This is a genomic window from Arthrobacter sp. EpRS71, from assembly GCF_001512285.1.
Lineage (GTDB): Bacteria > Actinomycetota > Actinomycetes > Actinomycetales > Micrococcaceae > Arthrobacter.
This window is the reverse complement of sequence record NZ_LNUV01000003.1, coordinates 460,404-483,276: the sequence shown is the minus strand read 5'-3', so window position 1 is coordinate 483,276 and position 22,873 is coordinate 460,404. Positions and strand designations below refer to the sequence as shown.

At 62.9% G+C, this 22,873-nt stretch carries 24 protein-coding genes; 2 read left to right on the top strand and 22 right to left on the bottom strand.

What is annotated here, in order from left to right; translation table 11 throughout:
• Positions 1-15: 15 nt before the first annotated feature.
• The 4 genes from miaB to AR689_RS05015 all read right to left on the bottom strand — a co-directional run bounded on the left by miaB (position 16) and on the right by AR689_RS05015 (position 3,622).
• A complete protein-coding gene (gene miaB, locus AR689_RS05030) occupies positions 16-1,563 on the bottom strand; it encodes a tRNA (N6-isopentenyl adenosine(37)-C2)-methylthiotransferase MiaB (RefSeq protein WP_156424531.1) in 1,548 nt (515 codons plus the stop codon).
• Positions 1,563-2,105: a regulatory protein RecX gene (locus AR689_RS05025; protein ID WP_062067645.1), complete on the bottom strand. Its 543-nt coding sequence runs from the start codon at positions 2,103-2,105 to the stop codon at positions 1,563-1,565. The genes miaB and AR689_RS05025 overlap by 1 nt, the downstream gene beginning before the upstream one ends.
• Positions 2,095-3,138, bottom strand: coding sequence for a recombinase RecA (gene recA / locus AR689_RS05020; protein WP_062067643.1), 1,044 nt, complete (start codon positions 3,136-3,138; stop codon positions 2,095-2,097). The genes AR689_RS05025 and recA overlap by 11 nt, the downstream gene beginning before the upstream one ends.
• Before the next feature lie 259 nt (positions 3,139-3,397).
• The gene (locus tag AR689_RS05015) at positions 3,398-3,622 is read right to left on the bottom strand and encodes a DUF3046 domain-containing protein (RefSeq protein WP_082697807.1); all 225 of its coding nucleotides are present in this window, start codon (positions 3,620-3,622) and stop codon (positions 3,398-3,400) included.
• A gap of 41 nt (positions 3,623-3,663) precedes the next feature.
• Here AR689_RS05015 and AR689_RS05010 point away from each other — a divergent pair, with 41 nt between their 5' ends.
• Positions 3,664-4,203 carry a MarR family winged helix-turn-helix transcriptional regulator gene (locus tag AR689_RS05010; RefSeq protein ID WP_062068625.1) on the top strand — a complete coding sequence of 180 codons (540 nt, stop codon included), beginning with the start codon at positions 3,664-3,666 and terminating at the stop codon, positions 4,201-4,203.
• A 93-nt stretch (positions 4,204-4,296) separates the two neighbouring features.
• Here AR689_RS05010 and AR689_RS05005 read toward each other — a convergent pair whose 3' ends face one another.
• The 9 genes from AR689_RS05005 to AR689_RS04965 all read right to left on the bottom strand — a co-directional run bounded on the left by AR689_RS05005 (position 4,297) and on the right by AR689_RS04965 (position 13,892).
• Entirely contained in the window at positions 4,297-4,731 is a 435-nt protein-coding gene (locus tag AR689_RS05005) for a helix-turn-helix domain-containing protein (RefSeq protein ID WP_024820363.1), read from the bottom strand.
• A 137-nt stretch (positions 4,732-4,868) separates the two neighbouring features.
• Positions 4,869-5,381, bottom strand: coding sequence for a CinA family protein (locus tag AR689_RS05000; RefSeq protein ID WP_062067638.1), 513 nt, complete (start codon positions 5,379-5,381; stop codon positions 4,869-4,871).
• Complete coding sequence (gene pgsA, locus AR689_RS04995; protein WP_062067636.1) at positions 5,378-5,980, bottom strand: CDP-diacylglycerol--glycerol-3-phosphate 3-phosphatidyltransferase; 603 nt, start codon at positions 5,978-5,980, stop codon at positions 5,378-5,380. Before pgsA ends, AR689_RS05000 begins: the two co-directional genes overlap by 4 nt.
• A gap of 23 nt (positions 5,981-6,003) precedes the next feature.
• A complete protein-coding gene (locus tag AR689_RS04990; protein ID WP_062067632.1) occupies positions 6,004-8,871 on the bottom strand; it encodes an FtsK/SpoIIIE family DNA translocase in 2,868 nt (955 codons plus the stop codon).
• Between the two features lie 75 nt (positions 8,872-8,946).
• Entirely contained in the window at positions 8,947-10,638 is a 1,692-nt protein-coding gene (locus AR689_RS04985) for a ribonuclease J (RefSeq protein WP_062067628.1), read from the bottom strand.
• Positions 10,639-10,644: 6 nt separating this feature from the next.
• Positions 10,645-11,577, bottom strand: a complete 933-nt coding sequence (gene dapA, locus AR689_RS04980) for a 4-hydroxy-tetrahydrodipicolinate synthase (RefSeq protein WP_062067625.1) — start codon at positions 11,575-11,577, stop codon at positions 10,645-10,647.
• A gap of 71 nt (positions 11,578-11,648) precedes the next feature.
• Entirely contained in the window at positions 11,649-12,491 is an 843-nt protein-coding gene (locus AR689_RS04975) for a carbon-nitrogen hydrolase family protein (RefSeq protein ID WP_231745441.1), read from the bottom strand.
• A gap of 23 nt (positions 12,492-12,514) precedes the next feature.
• Positions 12,515-12,850, bottom strand: a complete 336-nt coding sequence (locus tag AR689_RS04970; protein ID WP_062067622.1) for a hypothetical protein — start codon at positions 12,848-12,850, stop codon at positions 12,515-12,517.
• Positions 12,851-12,908: 58 nt separating this feature from the next.
• Positions 12,909-13,892, bottom strand: a complete 984-nt coding sequence (locus tag AR689_RS04965; protein ID WP_062067619.1) for a GDSL-type esterase/lipase family protein — start codon at positions 13,890-13,892, stop codon at positions 12,909-12,911.
• 50 nt (positions 13,893-13,942) lie between these two features.
• On the opposite strand from AR689_RS04965, the gene AR689_RS04960 reads away from it, so the two are divergent.
• Positions 13,943-15,178 carry a heparan-alpha-glucosaminide N-acetyltransferase domain-containing protein gene (locus AR689_RS04960; RefSeq protein ID WP_062067616.1) on the top strand — a complete coding sequence of 412 codons (1,236 nt, stop codon included), beginning with the start codon at positions 13,943-13,945 and terminating at the stop codon, positions 15,176-15,178.
• Here AR689_RS04960 and AR689_RS04955 read toward each other — a convergent pair.
• The 9 genes from AR689_RS04955 to AR689_RS04915 are packed head-to-tail and all read right to left on the bottom strand — an operon-like array spanning position 15,154 to position 22,787.
• On the bottom strand, positions 15,154-15,642 hold the full coding sequence (locus tag AR689_RS04955) for a hypothetical protein (RefSeq protein ID WP_062067603.1): 489 nt from the start codon (positions 15,640-15,642) through the stop codon (positions 15,154-15,156). The two genes, AR689_RS04960 and AR689_RS04955, sit on opposite strands and share 25 nt — an antisense overlap.
• 4 nt (positions 15,643-15,646) lie before the next feature.
• Entirely contained in the window at positions 15,647-16,405 is a 759-nt protein-coding gene (gene dapB, locus AR689_RS04950; RefSeq protein ID WP_062067600.1) for a 4-hydroxy-tetrahydrodipicolinate reductase, read from the bottom strand.
• A gap of 51 nt (positions 16,406-16,456) precedes the next feature.
• Entirely contained in the window at positions 16,457-16,912 is a 456-nt protein-coding gene (locus tag AR689_RS04945; protein WP_062067597.1) for a molybdenum cofactor biosynthesis protein MoaE, read from the bottom strand.
• Positions 16,902-17,399 carry a MogA/MoaB family molybdenum cofactor biosynthesis protein gene (locus tag AR689_RS04940; RefSeq protein WP_062067594.1) on the bottom strand — a complete coding sequence of 166 codons (498 nt, stop codon included), beginning with the start codon at positions 17,397-17,399 and terminating at the stop codon, positions 16,902-16,904. Before AR689_RS04940 ends, AR689_RS04945 begins: the two co-directional genes overlap by 11 nt.
• Entirely contained in the window at positions 17,396-17,926 is a 531-nt protein-coding gene (gene moaC / locus AR689_RS04935) for a cyclic pyranopterin monophosphate synthase MoaC (protein WP_062067592.1), read from the bottom strand. The genes AR689_RS04940 and moaC overlap by 4 nt, the downstream gene beginning before the upstream one ends.
• The gene (locus AR689_RS04930) at positions 17,914-19,140 is read right to left on the bottom strand and encodes a molybdopterin molybdotransferase MoeA (RefSeq protein WP_062067590.1); all 1,227 of its coding nucleotides are present in this window, start codon (positions 19,138-19,140) and stop codon (positions 17,914-17,916) included. Before AR689_RS04930 ends, moaC begins: the two co-directional genes overlap by 13 nt.
• 59 nt (positions 19,141-19,199) lie before the next feature.
• Positions 19,200-20,780 (bottom strand): molybdopterin-dependent oxidoreductase, encoded by a 1,581-nt coding sequence (locus AR689_RS04925; protein ID WP_062067588.1) that lies wholly within the window; start codon positions 20,778-20,780, stop codon positions 19,200-19,202.
• Positions 20,777-22,030, bottom strand: coding sequence for a sensor histidine kinase (locus AR689_RS04920; RefSeq protein ID WP_062067586.1), 1,254 nt, complete (start codon positions 22,028-22,030; stop codon positions 20,777-20,779). Before AR689_RS04920 ends, AR689_RS04925 begins: the two co-directional genes overlap by 4 nt.
• Positions 22,017-22,787: a response regulator transcription factor gene (locus tag AR689_RS04915; RefSeq protein WP_062068621.1), complete on the bottom strand. Its 771-nt coding sequence runs from the start codon at positions 22,785-22,787 to the stop codon at positions 22,017-22,019. Before AR689_RS04915 ends, AR689_RS04920 begins: the two co-directional genes overlap by 14 nt.
• Positions 22,788-22,873: the final 86 nt, after the last annotated feature.

The following is a 22,873-nucleotide window of genomic DNA, read 5'->3' as shown; positions in this document are numbered from 1 at the left end:
AATCCTGTGGTCCGCCTACGCGCGCCGAACAGGCAGCGACGGCATGCCCAACGACACGCCCGTCTTGCCTTTCGCCGCTCCTGCTGCGGGGACTCCGCAGGAGTCGGCCTGTGAACGATCCCAAGCGTCGCCTGCACGGGAGCGGCGCAGGAGGTAATCCTCCGGACCCGCCGGATCAGCGACGAGGTGAAACGCGGCGGCCTCTGTAATGGTCACCGTGACGAAGTCACCCGGACGCGGCGTCCCGGCACCCGCAGGCACTGAGAAGTGCACCAGCCTTTGGTCCTTGGATCGACCGGACAGCCGATGTGTCTCGCCCGCTTTACGTCCTGACTGTGCCGTGACCAGGACCTCCACTTGGCGGCCTAACTGCTTGGCGTTCTCCTCAGCAGCTATACGGTCCTGCACGGCCGTGAGGCGCTCGTAGCGCTCCTGCACCACAGCCTTGGGAAGTTGCTCCGGAAGGTCAGCGGCGGGCGTGCCTGGCCGCTTTGAGTACTGGAACGTGAAGGCGGAAGCAAACCGCGACTTCTCCACCACATCCAGGGTCGCCTGGAAGTCCTCCTCGGTTTCGCCCGGGAAACCAACGATGATATCCGTGGTGATGGCGGCGTGGGGGATGCGTTCACGCACCTTGTCCAGGATGCCCAGGAATTTGCTCGAACGGTAGGAACGGCGCATGTCCTTCAGCACCTTGTCCGAGCCGGATTGCAGCGGCATATGCAGTTGAGGCATGGCGTTATGTGTCTCAGCCATGGCATCGATGACATCGTCGGTGAATGCTGCGGGATGTGGGCTGGTGAAACGAACTCGCTCCAACCCTTCTATTTCACCGCAGGCACGCAGGAGTTTGGAGAATGCCTGGCGGTCTCCAAATTCCACACCGTACGAGTTCACGTTCTGCCCGAGCAAGGTGACTTCAACCGCCCCGTCATCGACGAGTGCCTGGATCTCGGCCAGGATTTCCCCTGGGCGCCGGTCCTTCTCCTTGCCGCGGAGAGACGGCACAATGCAGAAGGTGCAGGTGTTGTTGCACCCCACGGAAATGGAAACCCACCCGGCATACACGGAGTCGCGTTTGGTAGGCAGTGTTGACGGAAACACGTCCAAAGACTCGAGAATCTCCAGCTGTGCCTCATTATTGTGCCGTGCACGCTTGAGCAGGGCCGGCAATGCCCCCACGTTGTGGGTACCAAACACGGCGTCAACCCACGGCGCCTTCTTCACGATGGTTTCGCGGTCCTTCTGGGCCAGGCATCCGCCAACAGCAATCTGCATGGAGGGGTTTGCCTCTTTGACCTGCCGCAGCTGGCCGAGGTTCCCGTAGAGCTTATTGTCTGCGTTCTCACGGACAGCACAGGTGTTGAAGACCACTACATCCGCCACCTCGCCGTCAGCGGGCACGTAACCGGCTTCTTCGAGAAGTCCCGCCATGCGCTCTGAATCATGGACGTTCATCTGGCAGCCGAAAGTCCGGACCTGATAGGTCCTGGGCTCTGTACCAGTACTGGGCTCCACAAAAGGAGTGATGGCAGCTGATGGGGAAGGAATGGTCAAACTCACTACTCAAGGGTACCGGCTTCAGCCAGCACCTCACCGACGATTCTGAAGGCCATGGAAGGGGCGTAGCCTTTGCGTGCAAGCATCGAGGCCAACCGGCGGGTGTACTTGTCCCGCTCTGCCCGGTCGTTGAGATCCATGCCGGGCCTCAGCTTCCGCTGAACCAGCTCCCGAGCAGCCGATTCCTCATCTTGGTCGCTAAGCTGCGAGAGTGCATCTTCAGCCGCGTCCAGCTCGATGCCTTTGTCTGCCAGCTCTCGACGGATGGCGCCCTTTGCAAGCTTTTTACTTTGCGAGCGGCTTCGGACCCACATTCTGGCAAACTCGACATCATCGATCAGCTGAACTTCTTCGAAGCGATCCAAGACCGCCTCAGCCACGTCCTCGGGAACATTGCGCTCCGCGAGCTTGCGGGACAACTGCAACCGGCTCCGCGGCGCCATCGTCAATTGCCTCAAGACGATGGCACGCGCCACGGATTCGGGATCAGGTTCTGGATCAGCCGCTACGGAAGAATCCGGATCCGGCCCTCTTCTAGCCGTCAACGGCCTTCAGCTTCGGGGAGTCTTCCTCAACTTTGGCAACGCCCACGCCGAGCTTTTCCTTGATCAGGCGCTCCAGTTCCTGCGCGAGCTCGGGGTTGTCCCGCAGGAAGCGACGCGAGTTCTCCATGCCCTGGCCCAGTTGATCGCCATCGTAGGTGAACCACGAACCGGATTTCTTGATGATGCCGTGTTCCACACCCATGTCAATGATGCCGCCCTCGCGGGAGATGCCCTGACCGTAGATGATGTCGAACTCGGCGATCTTGAAGGGCGGAGCCATCTTGTTCTTGACGATCTTTGCCTTGGTGCGGTTACCTACGGAGTCCGCACCCTCCTTCAGGGTCTGAATACGGCGAACGTCGATTCGGACTGACGCATAGAACTTCAGCGCCTTACCACCCGTAGTGGTTTCCGGGGATCCAAAGAACACGCCGATCTTCTCACGCAACTGGTTGATGAAAATGGCGGTGGTCTTGGTCTGGCTCAAACGACCGGTGATCTTACGCAGTGCCTGGCTCATGAGCCTGGCTTGGAGGCCAACGTGGGAGTCGCCCATTTCGCCTTCGATTTCAGCGCGGGGTACCAAGGCTGCCACGGAGTCGATGACCACGATGTCCAGCGAGCCGGAGCCCACCAGCATGTCCATGATTTCGAGGGCTTGCTCGCCGGTATCCGGCTGGGAGACCAGGAGTGCGTCCGTGTCCACGCCAAGCTTGGCGGCGTAGTCCGGATCGAGTGCGTGTTCGGCGTCGATGAAGGCCGCGATGCCGCCTGCGCGCTGTGCATTAGCTACGGCGTGAAGTGCCACGGTGGTTTTACCCGAGGATTCCGGACCGTAGATTTCCACGACGCGGCCACGGGGCAGGCCACCTATGCCAAGGGCGACATCCAGTGCAATGGAGCCGGTGGGAATGACCTCAATGGGTGCCCGGGTGTCATCACCCAGGCGCATGATAGAGCCTTTACCGAACTGCTTGTCGATCTGGGCAAGCGCTGCTTCGAGCGCCTTCTCACGATCCGGGGCTGCCGCCATGGTTCACACCTCTGATGCTTTCTCGCTGTGGAGTGGCCTGAAAGGCCGCTTTCCTGTCATGTCAGACGCTATTACGGCGCCCCGACATTTTTACAAGCCGACCCCTGTTATGTGGATAAACAGGCCTGTTGGCATGCCCCGGACGCGTCGTTCAGGATCAATTTTCCTCTTTCAGGAGCATATCCCCATCCGAACAGATATTCGAATAACGGGCACGGTGTGTCTTTCAGGGCCCTATGCCCCAGTGAGACACAAGTGGTCAGTTGGAGGCCGGCTTGATGTCCTTGCCCAGCCTGCGCTCGGGAGGAACATCCTGAACCTCGCACACCGCCAACCACACCTCACGGGGGTGGTAGCCGAAGGCCAACGCCTCGACGGCAGTCCGTCCACCCACACCGGCCAGTACCAGGGTGTTGGCCAGGACCCGGGAGTAGCCTGCCCCGAATTCGTCGTCCATTAATCGCCAAAAGTCACTTGCCCTCACCGATAGAGTCTCTCATGGCGCCGGACTCTAGAATGGTTGCCATGAGCAATCCTCTCCAGAGCACGCCCAGTCCGGCCGTGCCAGGCGACGCCGTGGACGACGCCCTCCAGCAGGTGGAACACCAGCTGAGCCTGCTCTGGCGCCGCGCCCGTTCGATCTCCCACCAACTGTCACGCCAGGTCCATCCGGACATGGAACCTGCCGCCTACGGGCTCCTTACCGTCATCCGCAGGGAAGGGCCAATCCGACTCACGGACCTCGCCACCTGCATTGGGGTGGGCAAGCCGTCCGTGAGTCGTCAGATCGCCTTCCTGGAGAGCATCGGCCTGGTCTACAAGGAAGCGGATCCGCAGGACGGCCGGGCCCAATCCATCCGGTTGACGGACAAGGGCGAGGAGAAGATGCACCAGGTCCAGGACGCACGGAGGCAGGTATTCCGTGAACGCCTCGGCGAATGGCCGCTGGAAGACGTCCAAACACTGGCTGACTACATGGGCCGCCTTAACGCCATTTACGGTGATGGCGTCCTCAGCGTTAAGGAACCAGGACTCGACGTCGAGGATAAAACCGAGGCCGGTTGAGCAGCACCCGCCCCAAACCGAGATTCCGCGCAGTCCACGAAAAAGGTCCCCAGCCTCAGGCTGGGGACCTCTTCCATGATTCGGGTGGAACGGTTACCGGGCTCCGGAGAGCATTCCCTGCGGGAAGTCGTCCGTGAGGTCCAGATCCCGACCATAACGCTGTGAGAATTCCTGCGGAACAGTGTCCGGAACTGCAACACCTTCTGCAACGGCCACGCGATCGCTGACTTCGCGAAGCATGTGGGACAGCGGAACATCCAGGGCTGTGCAGATAGAAGACAGGAGCTCGGAAGAAGCCTCCTTTTGGCCGCGTTCAACTTCACTCAAGTAACCGAGTGAAACGCGGGCGCTGTGCGAAACCTCGCGGAGGGTACGGCCCTGACGCTGGCGGACATCGCGCAGTACATCACCGATCTCGTGGCGTAGTACAACCATTTTGCGCTCCTTCTGTTCGCTCTGTGTCTGATCAGCCAAGCCCACATCCTTCCAGCGGACAACGCCGTTTACGGATACGGGCTGCTTTACCATCTGTATCGCCTTGCTCCCTCATTCGTCCGGTTCGCTGGCTGGCGGACCGGGTTGGTTTCTACATCCTAGGCGCCCCGGCTCTTCCGAAGCGACACAATGACACAACTATTGGCAATCAGTTTTTGTTCCCGACTACTTTACGAACGGTAACCAACGTCACTCAGAGCAGCAAGCAGACGCGCCAAGGCGGCCTCACAGGCTTGTTCCCTGATGGAATGCCTGTCCCCCGAAAAACTGTATTCAAACGACCCCGTTCCGGATTTATCGGCAAATCCGATGAACACCGTGCCTACGGCTTTGCCGTCGTGCGGCTCGGGCCCCGCCACACCAGTGGTGGAAATCCCGAGGTCGGCCCCGCAGGCCCGGCGGGCGCCGTCGGCCATTGCCTCAGCCACGTGTCCGTCAACGGAACCCACCGCCGCCAGCAGTTCCTGCGAAACACCCAGGACGCCGGACTTCACCGAGTTCTGGTAGGCGACCACTCCGCCCTGCAGCATCCCGGAAGCGCCCGGCGTGTTGGCCAGCGTAGCGGCCACCATTCCGGCTGTGAGGGACTCAGCCGTGGCGACAGTGAGTTTGTTCCCGATGGCCATGGCCACCGCGGCCGTGGCTGTCTGTGCTGCGGCGGATGCGCCTTCACGGGGCGTCATGCACGCCGCCCTGCCGCACGAAGCTTCAGCGCCTGGACCACATATTCCACTCCGGTCCACAGAGTGATGGCTAGGGCCGCCATCATGACCCAGAATGCGAGGTCACCCAGCCAGGGAGCGATCGCCTTCAGCGGAAGCAGGTAGAGGAAAATGGCCACCGTTTGGACTACCGTCTTCAGCTTGCCGCCCCTGGAGGCCGGCATGACGCCGTATCTGATAACGACGAACCGAAGGGCGGTAATCCCCCACTCCCGCACGAGAATGAGGATGGTCACCCACCACGGCAACTCCCCCAGGATGGACAGGAGAACCAGCGCGGAACCGATCAGCAGCTTGTCGGCAATCGGATCAGCGATCTTGCCGAAGTTGGTGATCAGGCCTCGCGCCCTGGCGATGTCGCCGTCGAGCTTGTCCGTGTAGATGGCAACGGCGAAGGCCGCGACGGCCGCCCAGCGCCAGATCCCGTACTCGCCGTCGTCGGCCACCAGGAACCAAACGAAGAACGGAACCAGGGCGATCCGGAGCATGGTGAGGATGTTGGGCAGGTTCCAGACGTCGGAGCTGCTGGAAGTCGCGTTATCACCCTCGGCTGTAGTCACCCCACAAGGCTACCCTCTTTGGGCTACCTTCCCGTGAGCGACCAAGCGTCTTCGCCGCCCTCTTCGTCATCATTCGGGCTGTCAGCGCCGTCGTAATATTCGATGGCCTGCGTCCGGTTGTCCAGGTCCGCCTGGACAAGGTCTTCGGCATAACCGCCGACGGCGATGTTGGAGTTCGCGTTGTCGCTCAAGGCCGCGGTGTGGGCGTCAGGCGCAGCGGGTGACTCCTGGCCCTTCATCGCGGCCAAAACGGCAGCGAGGTCATCAGGCTTGACCAGGACATCGCGGGCCTTGGAACCCTCCGAAGGGCCCACGACTCCGCGGGACTCCAACAGGTCCATGAGACGGCCGGCCTTGGCAAAGCCCACGCGCAGCTTTCGCTGCAGCATGGACGTTGAACCGAACTGTGTGGTCACCACCAGCTCCGTTGCCTGGAGCAGGACCTCGAGGTCGTCTCCGATGTCGTCGTCGATCTGCTTTTTGGGAGCCTCGGCAGCGACGTCGTCGCGGTAGACGGCCTGCAGCTGCCCCTTGACGTGCTCCACCACCTTGTGGATCTCGGATTCCGTGACCCAGGCACCCTGAACACGCATGGCTTTGGAAGCACCCATCGGAAGGAACAGCGCGTCGCCTTGTCCGATCAGCTTTTCAGCGCCCGGCTGGTCCAACACCACACGGGAGTCCGTGACGGACGAGGTAGCAAACGCCATACGGGACGGAACGTTCGCTTTGATCAGGCCTGTGACAACGTCCACGGATGGGCGCTGCGTTGCCAGCACCAAGTGGATACCGGCGGCACGTGCGAGCTGGGTGATACGGACAATCGAGTCTTCGACGTCGCGTGGTGCAACCATCATGAGGTCGGCGAGCTCGTCCACGATCACCAGCAGGTACGGGTAGGGCTTGATGATGCGCTTGGAGTCCACCGGCGGCACAACCTTGCCGGCCCTGACCGCTTTGTTGAAATCGTCAATGTGCTTGTAGCCGTAGTTGGCGAGGTCGTCGTAACGGGCGTCCATCTCACGAACCACCCATTGGAGGGCCTCGGCGGCCTTCTTGGGGTTGGTGATGATGGGCGTAATGAGGTGCGGGACGCCCTCGTAGGCCGTGAGTTCCACACGTTTGGGATCCACCATGACCATCCGCACCTCGTCCGGCGTGGCGCGCATGAGGATGGAGGTGATCATGGAGTTCACAAAGCTGGACTTACCAGCACCAGTGGCACCGGCTACGAGCAAGTGGGGCATCTTGGCGAGGTTGGCTACAACGTAGCCACCCTCGACGTCCTTGCCCACACCCATGACCATGGGGTGGTCCGTCCGCCGCGCATTCTGGCTCCGGAGAACATCGCCAAGCGACACGGTTTCGCGGTCAGTGTTGGGGATCTCGATACCAATGGCTGATTTGCCGGGGATGGGGCTCAGGATCCGCACGTCACTCGACGCCACGGCATAGGAGATGTTCTTGGACAGGGCGGTGACGCGCTCCACCTTGGTTCCCGGTGACAGTTCGATCTCATAGCGCGTCACAGTAGGACCACGGCTGAAGCCCGTCACAGCGGCTTCCACGTTGAACTGCGTGAGGGTGTCCGTCAGGGCGGCAACGACGGCGTCATTTGCTTCCGTCCGCTCCTTCGGGATGGAGCCTGGCGTCAGGTAGTCCGAGGCCGGCAAGGTGTAGGTGACGTCGCCCGCCAAGGACAGCTGCTCTGTGCGTTGCGGGATGGGCGTCTGCGGGAGCGGCGCTCCAGCAGGCTTCGCCGGAACCTGCGCAACGGGAGCTGCCGGTGCCGGCATCTCCGGGGTAAGGATCGGGATGGCTTCTGTGGGGTTCTCGATTCCCGGGGTGGCGCCCAGGCCTTGGGCGGCCTTGATCTTCCCGACGGCGATTTCCGCCTGCGTCGGACGACGCACCCCCGGCGGAACCCGCGGTGCAGACTGATCCGGATTTTCGTCGTCGTCCACTATTGCGTGCTCGAAGGCCTCGTCCCCGACGTAGCCTTCCAAGCCGGTGTCAGTTTCCTCGTCCTTGCCGAAGAAGCGCATGCGCTTCTTCTTCTTGGGCTTGGTGGCGGCCTCGTTTTCGTAGAGGTAGCTGCGGTCGTGGGCGTCCTTGCCGGACTCGTCCATGAGGTCCACGCCCATGAGGTGCTCGTAGGCGCCCCGGATGCGGGAAGGGATGGCGCCAAAGGGCGTGGCGGTAACGATCAACAGGGAGACAAAAGCCAGCAATCCGTAGAGAACAACCGGAACAGCGGCGTGGATTGCAGCCAAAGGAGCGGCCGCGAGGAAGCCGAGCATTCCGCCCGCCTTGCGCAAGCCATCGAAGCCGTCCGCTACCGTGGGCAGACCTCCGATGACGTGGGCCAGTCCGGAGCCAGCCAGGGTCATGATCATGAAGCCGATGCCTACCCGGTTGTTGCCCCGGCCGTCCTGTGGCTTGCGGAAGAGACGGAAAGCGCAGACGAACAGCATGAACGGCAGCACGAGGGACATCCAACCGAACGTGCCATTGACGACGCTGTAAACCATGTCCGGCAGCCAGCCGGTCCAACCCCACCAGGCAAAGGTGGCGATCGCGATGCCCAGCACCAAATTGAACAGGGCCGCACCATCCCGGCGGTCGGCGGGGTCGAGGTCGCTGACGTCGTAGCCGATTCGCCGGACACCGGCGCCTACTACATGGCCGATCCCCTGCCAGAAACCTGACAGCATGCGCAGCGGCAGCGGCGCTTGGGTTTCGACGGCGGCCGCTTGCTTGGTGCGGGCAGCGCTGCCCCTACCGCTTTTGGCAGTGGCTGCGCTGCTTTTGGACGCGGCCGAGCCCCGGCCTGTGCCGCCGGATTTAGTGCTGGAGCTGCCTCGTGGCGTGGAGGTAGTACGGGTCGCCATAAGTGCCACGCTACCGCAAAGGGGCCCGAAATCCGCGGATTTCGGGCCCCCTCGGGCATTCATGTTGCTGGGCGGCTACGCCTCCAAGACCACCGGAATGATCATCGGACGGCGCCGCAGCTTGCGGTTGACCCACGTGCCAATGATCCTGCGAACCACCTGCTGGAGCTGGTGGTTGGTGTGGTCTGCGTGATTAAGCACAGCTTCTTCGAGCGCTGCGTTGATCTTGGGGATGATCTCGTCAAACACCGAATCATCCTCGGCTACACCACGGGCGTGGATCTCCGGGCCGGACACGATCTTGCCGGTGGTACGGCTGATGACCGTGATAATGGAAATGAAGCCCTCGTCCCCCAGGACACGACGGTCCTTGAGGTCGGCGTCGGTGATCTCGCCCACGCTGGAACCGTCCACGTAGACAAAGCCCACTTCCACCTGACCCACCACTTTTGCCTTGTGATCCTTGAGGTCGATGACTGTGCCGTTATCGCTCAGGATGATGCCCTCGGACGGAACGCCGGATTCAAGCGCAATGTTGCCATTGGCAATCAGGTGGCGCGTTTCGCCGTGGACAGGCATGGCATTGAGGGGCTCGAGGATGTTGTAGCAGTACAGCAGTTCACCAGCGGCCGCGTGTCCGGACACATGGACTTTCGCAGTGCCCTTGTGGATCACGTCTGCGCCGAGTTTCAGGAGGCCGTTGATGATGCGGAAAACGGCATTCTCATTGCCCGGGATCAGGCTGGAGGCCAGGATGACGGTATCGCCCTTGCCCACGATCACACGGTGGTCACCGTTGGCCATCCGGGAGAGCGCTGCCATCGGCTCACCCTGCGAACCGGTGGACATGAGGACTACGCGGTCGTCCGGCATGTTGTCGATGTTTTTGATGTCCACCAGGATGCCCTCCGGAACATCCAGGTACCCGAGCTTGGCAGCGATGGCCATGTTGCGGACCATCGAACGGCCTACGAAGGCCACCTTGCGCTGGTGCTTGGCAGCGGCATCGAGCACCTGCTGGACACGGTGGACGTGGGACGAGAACGAAGCCACGATGATGCGCTTCCTGGCTTGGCCGAACAACCGGTCCAGGGTGGGGCCGATTTCTTTCTCGGCTGTGGTGAATCCAGGCACGTCAGCGTTGGTGGAGTCTGCCATGAACAGGTCCACGCCCTCTTCGCCCAAACGGGCGAAGTGCCGGAGGTCCGTGATACGGCCATCCAAGGGCAGCTGATCCATCTTGAAGTCACCCGTGTGAAGGACATTTCCGCCTTCAGTGCGGATGAATACTGCCAGGGCATCGGGAATGGAGTGGTTGACTGCCACGAACTCGCACTCGAACGGGCCGAACTGCTCCACCTGCCCCTCCGTGACGGTCAGCGTGTACGGCTTGATCCGGTGTTCCTGAAGCTTGGCCTCCACCAGGGCAAGAGTCAGCTGGGATCCAATCAGGGGGATGTCAGCCTTGAGGCGGAGGAGGTAGGGAACCGCACCAATATGGTCCTCGTGACCATGGGTCAGGACGACGCCTACGATGTCCTGCAGCCGGTCCTCGATGTAGGAGAAATCAGGCAGGATCAAGTCGACGCCGGGCTGGGTCTCTTCGGGGAAGAGCACACCACAGTCAACCACCAGCAGTTTGCCGTCGATTTCGAAGACCGCCATGTTGCGGCCAATCTCTCCCAGTCCACCGAGCGGGACAATCCGCAGCGTGCCTTTGGGCAGTTTCGGCGGAGTAACCAGTCCGGGAAGGGCGGTTTGGGTCATGTTTTGCTACTTTCCGGCGGAACCGTCCTGGACGTCGAAGTCCATTCCGGCTTCCGCCAAATCCCCGCGGATGATTTCGATCTCGGTCGCGTCCGGCTCCACGAGGGGCAAACGGACAACCGAGTTGGGCAGGACTCCCTGCCACTTGAGAATCTGCTTGGCGGCTACTGCGCCTTGGACCCGCGTCATGGTTGCACGAATGACGGGTTCCAGTTCAAAATTGATGGCCCTGGCCGTGGCGAGGTCGCTGGCGTTGACGGCGTCGATCAGCTCACGGAAGCGGCGCGTGGCGACGTGGGTGGTGACGCCCACCAGGCCGACGGCGCCGAGCGCCATCCACTGCAGGGTCAATCCGTCATCACCGGAGTAGAAGACCAGGTCCGTCTCAGCCATCACGCGCGTTGCAGCTGCAAAGTCCGCTTTGGCATCTTTCACCGCCACGATGTTCTGGTGCTTCGCCAGCGCAATCATGGTTTCGGGAGCGATGGCAATGGAGGATCGGCCCGGAATGTCGTAGAGCATGACGGGCAGATCCGTGGCCGACGCAATCGTCTCAAAGTGTGCACGAACGCCCGCTTGGCTGGGCTTGTTGTAGTAAGGGGTGACGATGAGGAGGCCATCAACGCCGACTTCCGCCGCGCGCTGCGAGAGGTGCACGGAGTGGGCGGTGTCGTTGGTGCCGGTCCCGGCAATGATGGCGGCCTTGCCGCCAACAGCCTCTTTGACTGCCCGGAACATACCAAGGTTTTCGTCGTCCGTCAGGGTTGAGGTCTCTCCAGTGGTACCGGTGACCACGAGTCCATCGCAACCATCTTGTACGAGCTTTTCTGCCAGCGCTGCGGCTTGGTCATAGTCCACCTTGCCGTCCTCAGTGAACGGGGTGACCATGGCGGTCAGGAGGGTACCAAGGGCGGGAACGTTAGCGCGCAAGTCAGACATATGAAAAACGTTACCCTGTGACAGGCTTGTTGGAATAATGGGTCCCGCCTGATGGTCCTCACTCACCGCGGCTATCTGTAGTGATCGAGGCGTGACCACTCCAACTTTGCCATGACAATTTCCGTTCCGATGCCTTTCCCTTGGACCATCGATGCCCCATCCGGGGCCCATGCGCCGCTGAGCCCGCACGAGGTGCCCAGCGGAGTTTTTCCACCCAGGTTTGCCAGGAGCCCGAACAGCCTGTGGTCCATTGATCGGGCACCCAGATGAAGACCAAGGCGGAGCTCCTCACCCTGCGTGTACAGGGCGGAAACTGCGTACACGTCCGCTTGGGCCTGCGCCGCGGCGGCAGCGTGTGAGGGATACGCGGCGTCGGCGCAGACTGCGAGCGCTGTCCTCCAGCCGTCAACAGTGATCATGCTGGGTCCCGCGCCGGCAACGAACAGCTCGCCTTCGGCTCCGTGCAGGTGGGTCTTGAAAACGGCACGAATTGTCCCGTCAGGCCCGATGACGAGAGAAGCCAACCGGGGCGTGTGGTCTGCCTCCCGCCACGGCGCACCCACGACTGCTGTTGTTTCGGTTCGGGCGCAAGCGTCCCGAAGAGGCTGCAACCTGGCATCATGTTCCGTCAGCCAGGGACTTGGATGATCTGGCGATTCGGCTGCGGCAAGCGCGCTCAGTTCATAGCCTGTCAGCGAGAGCTCGGGAAACAGCACGAAGCGCGCCCCTTCAGCCCGGGCACGCTCCACTAACCCAACGTGGGCTGCGACGTTTGCTGCGACAGCCTCCCCCACGCATTCAGCAGGTAGCGCTTCGTATTGCACGACGGCGGCCAGCAGATCGGCCGGAGTCCGCCTTTCTTCGCCCGATGGTGTGTGGAAGCGGCTTTGCGGCGCTTGCGATGCGTAGGTCACGCTGCCATCCTATTCGGCGACCCTCACGCTGGTTTGGGTGCCCGCACCGGCTCCTCCGCACAATAGTGCGCAACGGCCCGCTCCTTGAGTTGCTCCGCCCATGCCACCAGGCGCTGGGAAGCGCGAACATACTCAAAGAGTTCCAGGGGTGTCAGCGATGCCACGTCTGTTTCCGATAACCGGCGGGCGAGTTCGGCACCCGGCACCTGGTCAGCGAGTGCAGTACCTTCGCGGTGCCACTGGGTGTCTTCCGGAGGCTCGCCGGCGACGAGTTGCCTGAAAAGGAAATCGACCACGCCGGGGCTCATCGCCTTCATGGGTCCTTGGAGGCCTTCAGGCGGCTTGGGATCATCGCTCATGCAGCAATGCTATTCGAACATATATTCGAAGACAAGGGCTGGTTCTCCAGCAAGCGGGTCAGCCGGTGGCTACCGCTGCCAGGCGCGGCCCCAGCCTCTCAGCCATCAGCCGGTAGCCCTCGTTGTTGGGGTGCAACGTATCGGGCATCAAAGCAGCGGCCTCCTCCGGCGTGAAGACGCTGGCACCATCGAGCAGGTGAACGTCTGCATCCCCGCGTTCGCGGACCGTCCGGACGACGTCGGATACTGCTTTCCTGTAGTCAGCGAGTGTCCAGCCCGCAGAGTTGGGCACATCTTCCCGGGGAACTGACACCACGGGAGAAATGACCGCGATAGGCACGCCCGGGTGTGCCCGGCGGACAGTGGTGATAAAGCCAAGGACCTGGCTCGCGAACGTCCTTCCCGAGAAGGCGGCGACGTTGTAACTGTTGATGCCCAGGCACAGGGAAATAACATCTGCCGGGAGTTGGGAGATGGTGCTCTCGGCGGCAGGGTCCAGTTGGCATTCTCCGCCGAAGCCCAGCGACTGTAATCGCCAGCCGAGTTCCCTGGCCACCAACGCCGGCCACGCCTCAGAGGGACCATGTGCTGTGCGGCACTGGGTGATGGAACTTCCGTAGGCGATCCACCTCTTACCGGTTTCCGCGGCAACCTTCACGTCTTGGCCTTTTACGGAAACCTCCAGCACCCTCAGGAAGCCATAGTGCGGCAGCCACACCTGGACTCTGGAGTGAGGCGGCATATCACCAAGGTCAAGATCATGGCTGACGCGTCCGGCCCCAGGGACCCGATGCCGGAGGACTCCGTTCACCAGGACGTCGAAGGGAGATCCATCCTCCGGGCCTTCGGCTTCGATCACCACACGCCCCGATGTTGCCGTCCATGTCGCGTGGATCCCGGCGCACATCCTGGCACGCTCCTCCAGCCCATCTGTGGCTGGTGGCATGAACAGCGCCGGGTCAAGGCGCCTGAACTGCTGCCAGCCATCGGAGTCGTGGACCACCTCGAAAGCACCGGCCCACTGGGCGTTCACAGATTCCATGTCATGGAACTCTACCGTCAGCACGGGGTTGATTATGAGACGATCGCTGCATGACTTCGCAAGGGACTGTGCCTCCGCGGAAAGCCTCCGGCGAACACACGGTCTCTTCTCGGCTCACTGGAATCGATGCGGCCAGGGGTGCGGCATTACTGGGAATGATGTCCACCCACTTGATGCCGACGTTCGGCCCTTCCCCGCAGTGGGAACCAACGTTTGTAGGGCTGGTCTTCTCAGGCCGTTCGGCAGCCCTCTTCGCGGTGCTGGCCGGCATCGGACTGGCGCTCAGCACAGGCAAGCAGGAGCCCCGCAGCGGCGCGGACCTGTGGGCTGCCCGGCGTGGAGTTGCCATGCGCGCCCTTGTGATTGCCGTCGTCGGGCTGATGCTGGGAGGCCTTGACGTCAACGTTGCCATCATCCTGGTTCACTACGCAGTCCTGTTCCTGTGCATCCTGCCGTTCCTCGGCCTCCGACTCAAGGCACTCTGCTTCTGGGCGCTCGGGTGGGTCCTGCTATCCCCGTTGTTGGCCTACCTTGTCCGCCCCCTCCTGCTGGATGCCACCCCTCCGCTGGCGTTGGGCCACAACCCCAACTGGGAGGATCTAGGGACCCCGGCCCGCCTCCTCGGCGACCTCTTCTTCACCGGCTATTACCCCGTGCTCCAGTGGATCTCGTACCTGCTGATCGGACTGGTCATCGGCCGTATGGCGCTGACGACGGCGAGAGTTCAGCTGCTGCTGGTGAGTTGCGGGATTGCCGTAGCCGGCCTCGCAAAAGTGGTCGGGATCCTGGCCATGGAGGTGTGGGGCGGACGGACCGCGTTGTCAGTCCTCCCGGGCACCCGCGGATATCCGTTGGAAAGCATGCTTCAGGTGAACGTCACCGGCTTGGAACAAACGGGCTCCTGGTGGTGGCTGGCCACGGCAGCCCCGCACGCCGGGACCACCTTGGACCTGCTGCACAGCGGCGGCGTTGCTGCGGCGGTAGTGGGTTTGTTCTTGCTGCTGGGCTCCCTGGCGGAACGGATCAAGGTCAATTTCCTGGTCCTGTTGAGCGGGCCGGGAGCCATGACCTTAAGCCTCTACTCAGCCCACGTCTGGGTGGTGTCCGGCTTCACCAACCAGCCCCTGCCTTCCGGGTGGACTGACGAAGGCATGTACTGGGCCCAAGCACTCACTGCCGTTGCCATCGGGGTACTCTTTGCAGTGCTCCGTCGCCGTGGCCCCCTGGAATGGGTAGCCCACACTGCATCACGCCTGGCCGGTCACCGGCCTGCGGCGGTGGGCTGAGAACGGAAAAGTTTCACGGCGTCACGCATGGCAGCGCGGGCACGCTTGCGGTCCCCTGAGGCATCATAGGCGCAGCTCAGACGGAACCAGGAGCGCCAATCCCCGGGAGCAGCCTCGGCCTCGACGCGGTACTTCTCAAACTCGGCGTCAGCTGCCGCGCGGACTATGCGGCCGCCCGGAGTGCGTGGAAGGTCGTCCACCGGCAAGCCGCCCTCGGCCTCCAGGACCTTGGCCATTTGCTCGGTCCGGGCGCCAAAGAGCAGCTCACGGATGAGCGCCCACGCACCAACCACGGGCAGGACCAAATAGGCCGCCCCGATCCCCTTGGCAACCAGATTGGGGTCGCCAAGCAAAAGGAACGAGCGCTGTACGGAAACCACCAGGTACAGCACCAACAGCAAGGTAATGGCCCCTACCCAGATTTTGGTGCGGTTCTTCTTGAGCGACGTCCAGAAATTACCCATGGTCTTAGAGCCCCAAGTCCAGGTAGCCATCCAAGCCCACGGTGAGGCCGGGGTTGGCCGCAACTTTGCGGAGCCCCAGGAGGACACCCGGCATGAAGGAGGCGCGGTCGAAGGAGTCGTGCCGCAACGTCAGCTGCTCGCCGGGGCCACCGAAAAGCACCTCCTGGTGGGCCACCAGGCCACGGAGGCGAACACTGTGTACACGGACACCGTCCACATCGCAGCCCCGGGCACCGTCCAAGGATGTTTCAGTGGCATCCGGGCTCGCCGGGACGCCGGCATCCTGGCGGGCTTCGGCGATCAGCTGCGCTGTGCGCACAGCGGTGCCGGAGGGAGCATCAACCTTGTTGGGGTGGTGCAGTTCGATGATTTCCACGGACTCGAAGTATTGCGAAGCCTTCGCCGCGAAGGCGGACGCGAGCACGGAACCAAGGGCGAAGTTCGGCGCGATCAGGACACCGGTGGCCGGATTCTGCTCCAGGAGGCTACGCAAGGATTCAAGGCGTTGGGCATCCCAGCCAGTGGTACCTACCACGGCGTGGATCCCGTGCTCGACGGCGAACCGGACGTTGGTTTCGGTGGTGTCCGGAACGGTCAGGTCAACAACGTACTGTGCACCGGCGTCGAGCAGTTTCTCCAAGGAATCGCCGCGACCCAAAGCGGCCACCAGCTTCATGTCTTCGGCTGCGTCAACAGCCTTAACGGCTTCCATTCCCATGCGCCCGTGGGCGCCCAGCACTGCAACAGCAAGTTGTTCGGTCATGCCGTTAACCCTACCGCCGGGCCGGAGCCCGGCAGGAACCGTTACTCCGGCCTACTCCCCTGCTCCCACCCATTCCACAGTGCCGTCCGTGAAGAACTGTTCCTTCCAAATGGGGACCTGCTCTTTGACCCGGTCCACGAGCTCGGCGCACACAGCAAACGCCTGACCGCGGTGGGCAGCAGCAACCGCACACACCAGGGCGGGGTCCCCGATCTCCAGCATGCCGATCCGGTGCGCTGCCCAGATCCGCACAGGTTGGGCAGCTTCTCCGGAGTGCTCGGCCACCAGCTGCGCCACAACGTCTGACATCACCTGATGCGCGGTGGGATGGGCACTGTAGCTCAGCCGGTCCACGGCCTTGCCGCCGTCGTGATTTCGGACAACGCCGCTGAAGCTGACAACCGCACCCGCTGTGTCCGATTCAACAGCCGCGATGGCTTGGTCCACGGAAATGGGCTCGGCGCTGAGAACAGCGCTGATCACTGCAAAGTTTGTTTCAGTGCCCATGGTTTCCTTCCAATTGCTCACAGAGATGCCCGATCAAAGGGTCCAGGACAGCCAATCCGTCCATGACGCCTTTCGGGGATCCGGGCAGGTTGATGATGAACGTGCTGCCGGCCGCCCCGGCGTGGCCACGGCTCAGCATGGCCATGGGGGTTTTGGCAGCACCGGCGCGCCGAATGCCCTCCATGATGCCCGGAATCTCACGTTCCAGGAGCGGCAGGGTCATGTCGGGCGTACGGTCATCCGGGCTAAGGCCCGTTCCTCCGCTGGTGATAATCACGGCGGGTTCCTGTGTCAGGAGCGCTCTCAGGGCAGCTCCAACAGGCTCACCGTCCGGCACCACCATGGTGGGGAACGTATCGAAGCCGTGCTCGCTGAGCCAATCGAGGATGATCGGACCTGTCTCATCGGCGTAGACTCCCGCGGCCGCACGGGTTGACGCGATCACGACGCCGGCTTTCCGCAGCGTGTTCGGCTCGCACGCACTCACTCGCCGGCCTCACGTGGCGTTGATACTCCGGAGACGTCCCAGTCCCCGCTTTTTCCGCCGCTCTTGGCCAAGACCCGTATATCGGTCAGCACTGCATGCTTGTCCACGGCCTTGATCATGTCGTAGACGCTCAAGGCCGCAACCGAGGCCGCCGTCAGGGCTTCCATTTCGACGCCGGTCACGCCTTTGGTCTTGACCGTTGCCAGGATGCCAATCGAGTCGGTGTCCAGCTCAAAGTCCACGGTGACCTTGGAGATCGGCAACGGATGGCACAACGGAATCAGATCGGGGGTCTTCTTTGCCGCCATGATCCCCGCGACGCGCGCCACGGCGAGGGCATCGCCCTTGGGCAGCTCGCCGGCACCCAGCAGGGCCAGCACCGCGGGCGTGCTGCGGACAGTGGCCGTGGCAGTCGCAACACGAGTAGTGACGGCTTTTTGAGAGACGTCCACCATCTGCGCGGTGCCGTCCTGCCTGAGGTGGGTCAGGCCACCGGAATTTTCGGAAGTGTGGTTCACAACATCCATACTTCCACTTCGTCCCCTTCGGCGAGTTCCGTGACGCCGCCGGGAATCTGTACCAGTGCGTTGGCCTTCGCCAGGGAGTGGACCAGGTGCGAACCTGCCCCGCCCTCCATCCGGACCAATCCATCAGCGTCCACGGTCCCGCGACGGACCTGATGCTTGCCCTCCGGGGAAGTCAGCGGTTCGACCAAGCGTGCCCTGAGCACCTGCCGCGGCGCCGGGGTTCCCAGCACCAGCGAAAGGGCCGGCCGGAGAAACATCTCGAAGGAGACCAGGCAGCTGACGGGGTTTCCCGGAAAGCCAAGGAAGGGAACGCCCTCAAAGATGCCTAATCCCTGGGGTCCGCCAGGCTGCATGGCCACCGGAAGGAAATCCACCGGCTGATCAGCCATGGCTTGCCGGACTACTTCGTAGGCGCCCTTGCTCACTCCCCCGGTGGTGACAATGAGATCCACGCGGCTGTCCGCAGGCGCGGTGTGGTGGCGGAGGACCGCCAGCAGCTTGGAGGGCTCGTCGTCGGAAATCCCGGCGCGAACCACATCGAGGCCGGCCTGTCGCATGGACGCTTCGAGCAAGGTTCCGTTGGAGTCGAAGATCTTGCCGGACGTGAGTTCAGCCCCCGGCTCCACCACCTCATCACCGGTGGTGACCAGGAGGACGCGGCACGGCCGCCGGACGTCAACGGTGGTCAGGCCCAAGGCTGCCAACAAGCCCAGTTGGGCTGGTCCCATCCGGGTGCCGGCGGCCAACGCCAAGGCACCGCTGCTGATGTCGCTGCCACTGTCCCGGATATAGGTGCCTGGAGCCACCGGAGGTAGTTCCACCACAGCTTCTTCTGCGGCAGGCTCCGGGAAAGTGCCCGGCGTCGCCTTTTCAATGGGCACGACGGCGTCGGCCCCCTCCGGGATCATGGCCCCGGTCATGATGGGGGCGGCGAAGCCGGGCTTGAGTGCCGCCGGCGCGGCACCTGCCGGAACCGGCGCCGCTACCCGGAGCTCCGCGCCGCCGTCGGGGATATCTGCTGAGCGGACGGCGAATCCGTCCATTTGGGAGTTGGCGAACGGGGGCAGGGAAAGTGGCGCGTAGACGTCCACGGCGAGCGCCTTGCCCAGCGCGTCCAGCAAAGGAAGCGTGATGTTTCCTTTGCCCGCAAGGACGCCGGTCAGCAGCTCCACCACTGCCTGGCGGTGGGCTGCAACAGATTTGGGCACGGACATCCTCCTGTGTGGACACGCTGGCTTCCGGTGAATTCTCCGGACGTACCCAGACTAGGGCCTCAGCTCACTTTGACGTTGATGGTGTGATAGCCGGTGGCGCCATCGGGAGCTACCGGTGCTTTGTCTTCGGTTTGTGGAACACCGGTGGAGTCCGTGGCCCGGACCTGGACTTCGTAGTCGCCTGGGGTGAGGTCGATGCTCAGCTGCCATTGATACCAGGTGTCTGTGGAGATCGCGCCGGCGAGCGTTGCCTGCTGCCATGGTCCGCGATTGACGCGGAGCTCCACCCGGTTGATGCCCCTGTGCTGGGCCCACGCCACACCGCCGAATTGCACCATGCCCGCTTGGACGCTGCGGCCGCTGCGGGGTACATCGATCCGTGATTGGGTCTTGATGGGTCCGTGATCACTCCAGCCCCTGGGCGTCCAGTACGCGGTGTCGTCAGCGAAGCGTGTGACTTTCAGTTCCGTCAACCATTTGGTGGCGGAGACGAAGCCGTAGAGTCCTGGCACGATCATCCGCACGGGGAATCCGTGTTCGAGCGGGAGCGGCTCACCGTTCATGCCGACGGCCAGGAGGGCGTCGCGGTCATCGGTGAGGGCTTCCAAGGGAGTGCTGGCTGTCCAGCCGTCGTTGCTGGTGGACAGGACCATGTCCGCACCGGCTTTGGGTCCTGCCATGGCCAGCAGTTCCCGGACGGGCCAGCCCAGCCAGAGGGCGTTTCCAATGAGGTCGCCACCTACGTTGTTGGACACACAGGCGATGGTGATGTGCCGTTCCGTCATGGGCTTGGCGAGGAGCGTGGCAAAGTCGATGTCCACCTCGCGTTCCACCATGCCGGTGACCTTCAGCCTCCAGGCAGGGGGATCGATGGCGGGCACCGTCAAAGCGGTATCTATTCTGTAGAAGTCCGCATTCGGGGTGACCAAAGGACTGATGCCGTCCACGGACAGGGATGCCCCTGCCGGGATGGATTGTGCCGGCGTGGCGGATTCCGGGAGCGTCATGGAACCCCGGAAACCTGAGGCAACCGCTGTGGCCCTGGTGAGGACAGCGGTGACCGTTCCGGCCACGACGGCGGCAAGCGAAGTCCCCGCCAAGGCGTTCAAAAAACTTCGCCGGGCCAGTGGCGCCCGCTCCGGCCCCTGGGCGTCGTGCGACGGTGCCCACGTGGAGAGTCGTCGCACGAGCATCCGCAGCAGCATGATGGTGACCACTGCGGCGACGATTGGTGCAAGGGCCGCTTGCGGGCTGGTTTGGGCCCGGGTCACGACGGCGCTCAGTCCCGCGGCGCCTGCCAGTCCGGCGAGTGCCAGTCCCCAACCGGGCCGGCGACGTTCCAGGACACCAGCAAGCGCCGCCAGAACTCCAGCGACTCCCACGATGCAAGCCACCAGCACGATCTTGTCAGCGGTACCGAATAACTGCACTGCCAGATCCTTGACTCCCGGCGGCACGGCATCGATCACCGCGCCACCAAGGGCAGTAACGGGCGAGACCAGCGGGCTCAGGAGACCGGCTGTCAGTTCACCGGCCGCGATCCCGGCAGCGCCGGCTGCCACGCCGGCGGCTGCTGCCCACAGCGTAGGCTTGCCCAGGCTGCGCCGATGCTGGGTTGTACCGGGCGCGAGCGTACTCATGAGATGCCTCCAGGGCGGTTGTCAGTTGCGATGACTTGATGGGTAGGAGTCATGGATGACATCGATGATTCCGCTGGGGGTGCCCCAGCTGGCAGTGACAACGCAAAGCGGCAACCGCCGTCGACGTTGTCCACGGTGACCGATCCCCCATGTGCCTTGACGATGCCTGCCACCATGCTGAGGCCGATGCCGGCACCGCTGTAACTGCCGTGCAGTTCTTGGGTGGTGCGACGGGCGGGGTCTTTCTGCCAGCCCGTTTCGAACAAGTGCGGGAGGTCTTCGTCCGGGATGCCGCCGCAACGATCTTCAACGGCGATCACGGCGTTTCCGCCGGAGAGTCCCACGCCGTCCCGTCCCACGCTGATGTGGACCACGCTGTCCGGCCTGCTGTAGATGATGGCGTTGAGCAGTATGTTCCGCACGGCCCGGGCGAGGCTGGGCCCGTCGGCAACTGCCATGCACTCCCGGTCCCCGCCGCCGTCGAGCCTGATGCCACGTTGGGCCGCCAGCGGCGACAAGTCCGAGATCGCATCGCTGACGAGGTCATAGAGGTCCAACGGTTCAGCCCGCAGGCGGAGAGTGCCCGCCTGGATCTTGGACAGTTCCAAGAGGTCGTTTACCATGGCCGTCATCTGCTCTGTCTGCCCGATGATCTTCCGGTAGTAGCCCTGCACATCTGATGCCATTCCGTCTTCAAGGGCTTCGGTCATGGCGCGCATGCTGGCCAGGGGTGTCCGGAGGTCATGGGATATCCATGACACCAGTTCGCGCCGGGCCGTCTCAATGGCGGCTTCCCGGCGACGCGATTCGGCCAGGCTCCGGCTGCTGGCCTCAAGTTCCTGGGCCAGCTCGGCGAGTTCGGACGTCATGGCGGGAGCGCTCCCCCGTCCCTCTGCATCGGTGTGTTCCAAGGTCTCGCCACGCCCAAGGCGTCGGGCCGCGTCCACCAGGCGGGCCGCGTTCCTGGAGACACCGGCACCGAGCATCAAGGACAACGCCACGGCTACAGCCGATGCAGTGGCCAGGATGTACCACATGACTTCGAGGTCCCTCGCGGAAATGAACATCGCGTTGAAAGCACTGACCATTCCTGCCACCAGCACGGCAACCGTGGCCACCACTATCAAACAGATCTGTGCGAGTACCGAAGCCCGGCGAAGCAGCCTGAGAAGCACCCAGGTGGCGACCCCGATGAGAACGGCCCAGAACAGGACCCACGCCAGGATGGTCCACAGCTCACTGCCTTCCATAGCCGCCCTCTCTACTGCCGGGGCGCGCATTGCCCGTCTCGGACCGCCTGCCATCGAAACGGTAGCCAACACCCCACACAGTCTTGAGGAGTTCGGGTTTGGTGGGATTGGCTTCGATCTTCTCCCGCAGGCGCCGGACGTGGACCGTGACAGTGGACAGGTCACCAAAGTCCCAGCCCCACACGGCTTTGATGAGTTCTTCCCTGCTGAAGACCTGGTGGGGCCTTCGCATCAGGAAGGCCAGGAGGTCGAACTCGCGGACCGTCAACGCCAAGGGCACTCCTCGGTGCGTCACAGTGCGGGAGGCAGGATCGAGTTCGAGTCCCGCAGCCTCCACGGGCGGCTCCGGAGTGAACTCCTTGATGCTCCGGCGCAATACCGACTTCACCCGGAGGACCAGTTCACGTGGGGAAAAGGGTTTGGTGACGTAGTCGTCCGCACCCATCTCCAGGCCCAGAATCCGGTCGTCCTCGGTTCCCAGAGCTGTGACCATGATGACCGGTACACTCATGCTTTGACGGAGCCGGCGGCAGACCTCAACACCGTCCAGTCCCGGGAGCATACGGTCCAGAATCACAAGATCTGGTTGCCGGGACGCTGCAAGCTCGAGGGCGGTAAAGCCATCCCCCGCCATGTCCACTTGGAAGCCCGCTTTTAGCAGGTAGTCACGGACGACGTCAGCAATGGTCTGCTCATCCTCTACCAGCAGGATCCTACGATTTCCGGGCTCCGCTGGTGCTGCCGAATTTGTGGTCACGCTTTCAGCATAGGTTTGCTGACGGTGCGGGGCACGCAATCCAGGCACCGAGGGCACAAGCGTATGGAATCCGTAAGAACTGTTTG

Coding starts and splice junctions, on each gene's coding strand:
- recA (WP_062067643.1), bottom strand. CDS start 3,138: ATGGCGGCAGCCCCGGATCGTGAGAAGGCGCTCGAAGCAGCGCTTGCC.
- AR689_RS05010 (WP_062068625.1), top strand. CDS start 3,664: ATGAGCAATCCTCTCCAGAGCACGCCCAGTCCGGCCGTGCCAGGCGAC.
- AR689_RS05005 (WP_024820363.1), bottom strand. CDS start 4,731: ATGGTAAAGCAGCCCGTATCCGTAAACGGCGTTGTCCGCTGGAAGGAT.
- AR689_RS05000 (WP_062067638.1), bottom strand. CDS start 5,381: ATGACGCCCCGTGAAGGCGCATCCGCCGCAGCACAGACAGCCACGGCC.
- AR689_RS04990 (WP_062067632.1), bottom strand. CDS start 8,871: ATGGCGACCCGTACTACCTCCACGCCACGAGGCAGCTCCAGCACTAAA.
- AR689_RS04985 (WP_062067628.1), bottom strand. CDS start 10,638: ATGACCCAAACCGCCCTTCCCGGACTGGTTACTCCGCCGAAACTGCCC.
- dapA (WP_062067625.1), bottom strand. CDS start 11,577: ATGTCTGACTTGCGCGCTAACGTTCCCGCCCTTGGTACCCTCCTGACC.
- AR689_RS04970 (WP_062067622.1), bottom strand. CDS start 12,850: ATGAGCGATGATCCCAAGCCGCCTGAAGGCCTCCAAGGACCCATGAAG.
- AR689_RS04965 (WP_062067619.1), bottom strand. CDS start 13,892: ATGGAATCTGTGAACGCCCAGTGGGCCGGTGCTTTCGAGGTGGTCCAC.
- AR689_RS04960 (WP_062067616.1), top strand. CDS start 13,943: ATGACTTCGCAAGGGACTGTGCCTCCGCGGAAAGCCTCCGGCGAACAC.
- AR689_RS04955 (WP_062067603.1), bottom strand. CDS start 15,642: ATGGGTAATTTCTGGACGTCGCTCAAGAAGAACCGCACCAAAATCTGG.
- dapB (WP_062067600.1), bottom strand. CDS start 16,405: ATGACCGAACAACTTGCTGTTGCAGTGCTGGGCGCCCACGGGCGCATG.
- AR689_RS04945 (WP_062067597.1), bottom strand. CDS start 16,912: ATGGGCACTGAAACAAACTTTGCAGTGATCAGCGCTGTTCTCAGCGCC.
- moaC (WP_062067592.1), bottom strand. CDS start 17,926: ATGGATGTTGTGAACCACACTTCCGAAAATTCCGGTGGCCTGACCCAC.
- AR689_RS04930 (WP_062067590.1), bottom strand. CDS start 19,140: ATGTCCGTGCCCAAATCTGTTGCAGCCCACCGCCAGGCAGTGGTGGAG.
- AR689_RS04925 (WP_062067588.1), bottom strand. CDS start 20,780: ATGAGTACGCTCGCGCCCGGTACAACCCAGCATCGGCGCAGCCTGGGC.
- AR689_RS04920 (WP_062067586.1), bottom strand. CDS start 22,030: ATGGAAGGCAGTGAGCTGTGGACCATCCTGGCGTGGGTCCTGTTCTGG.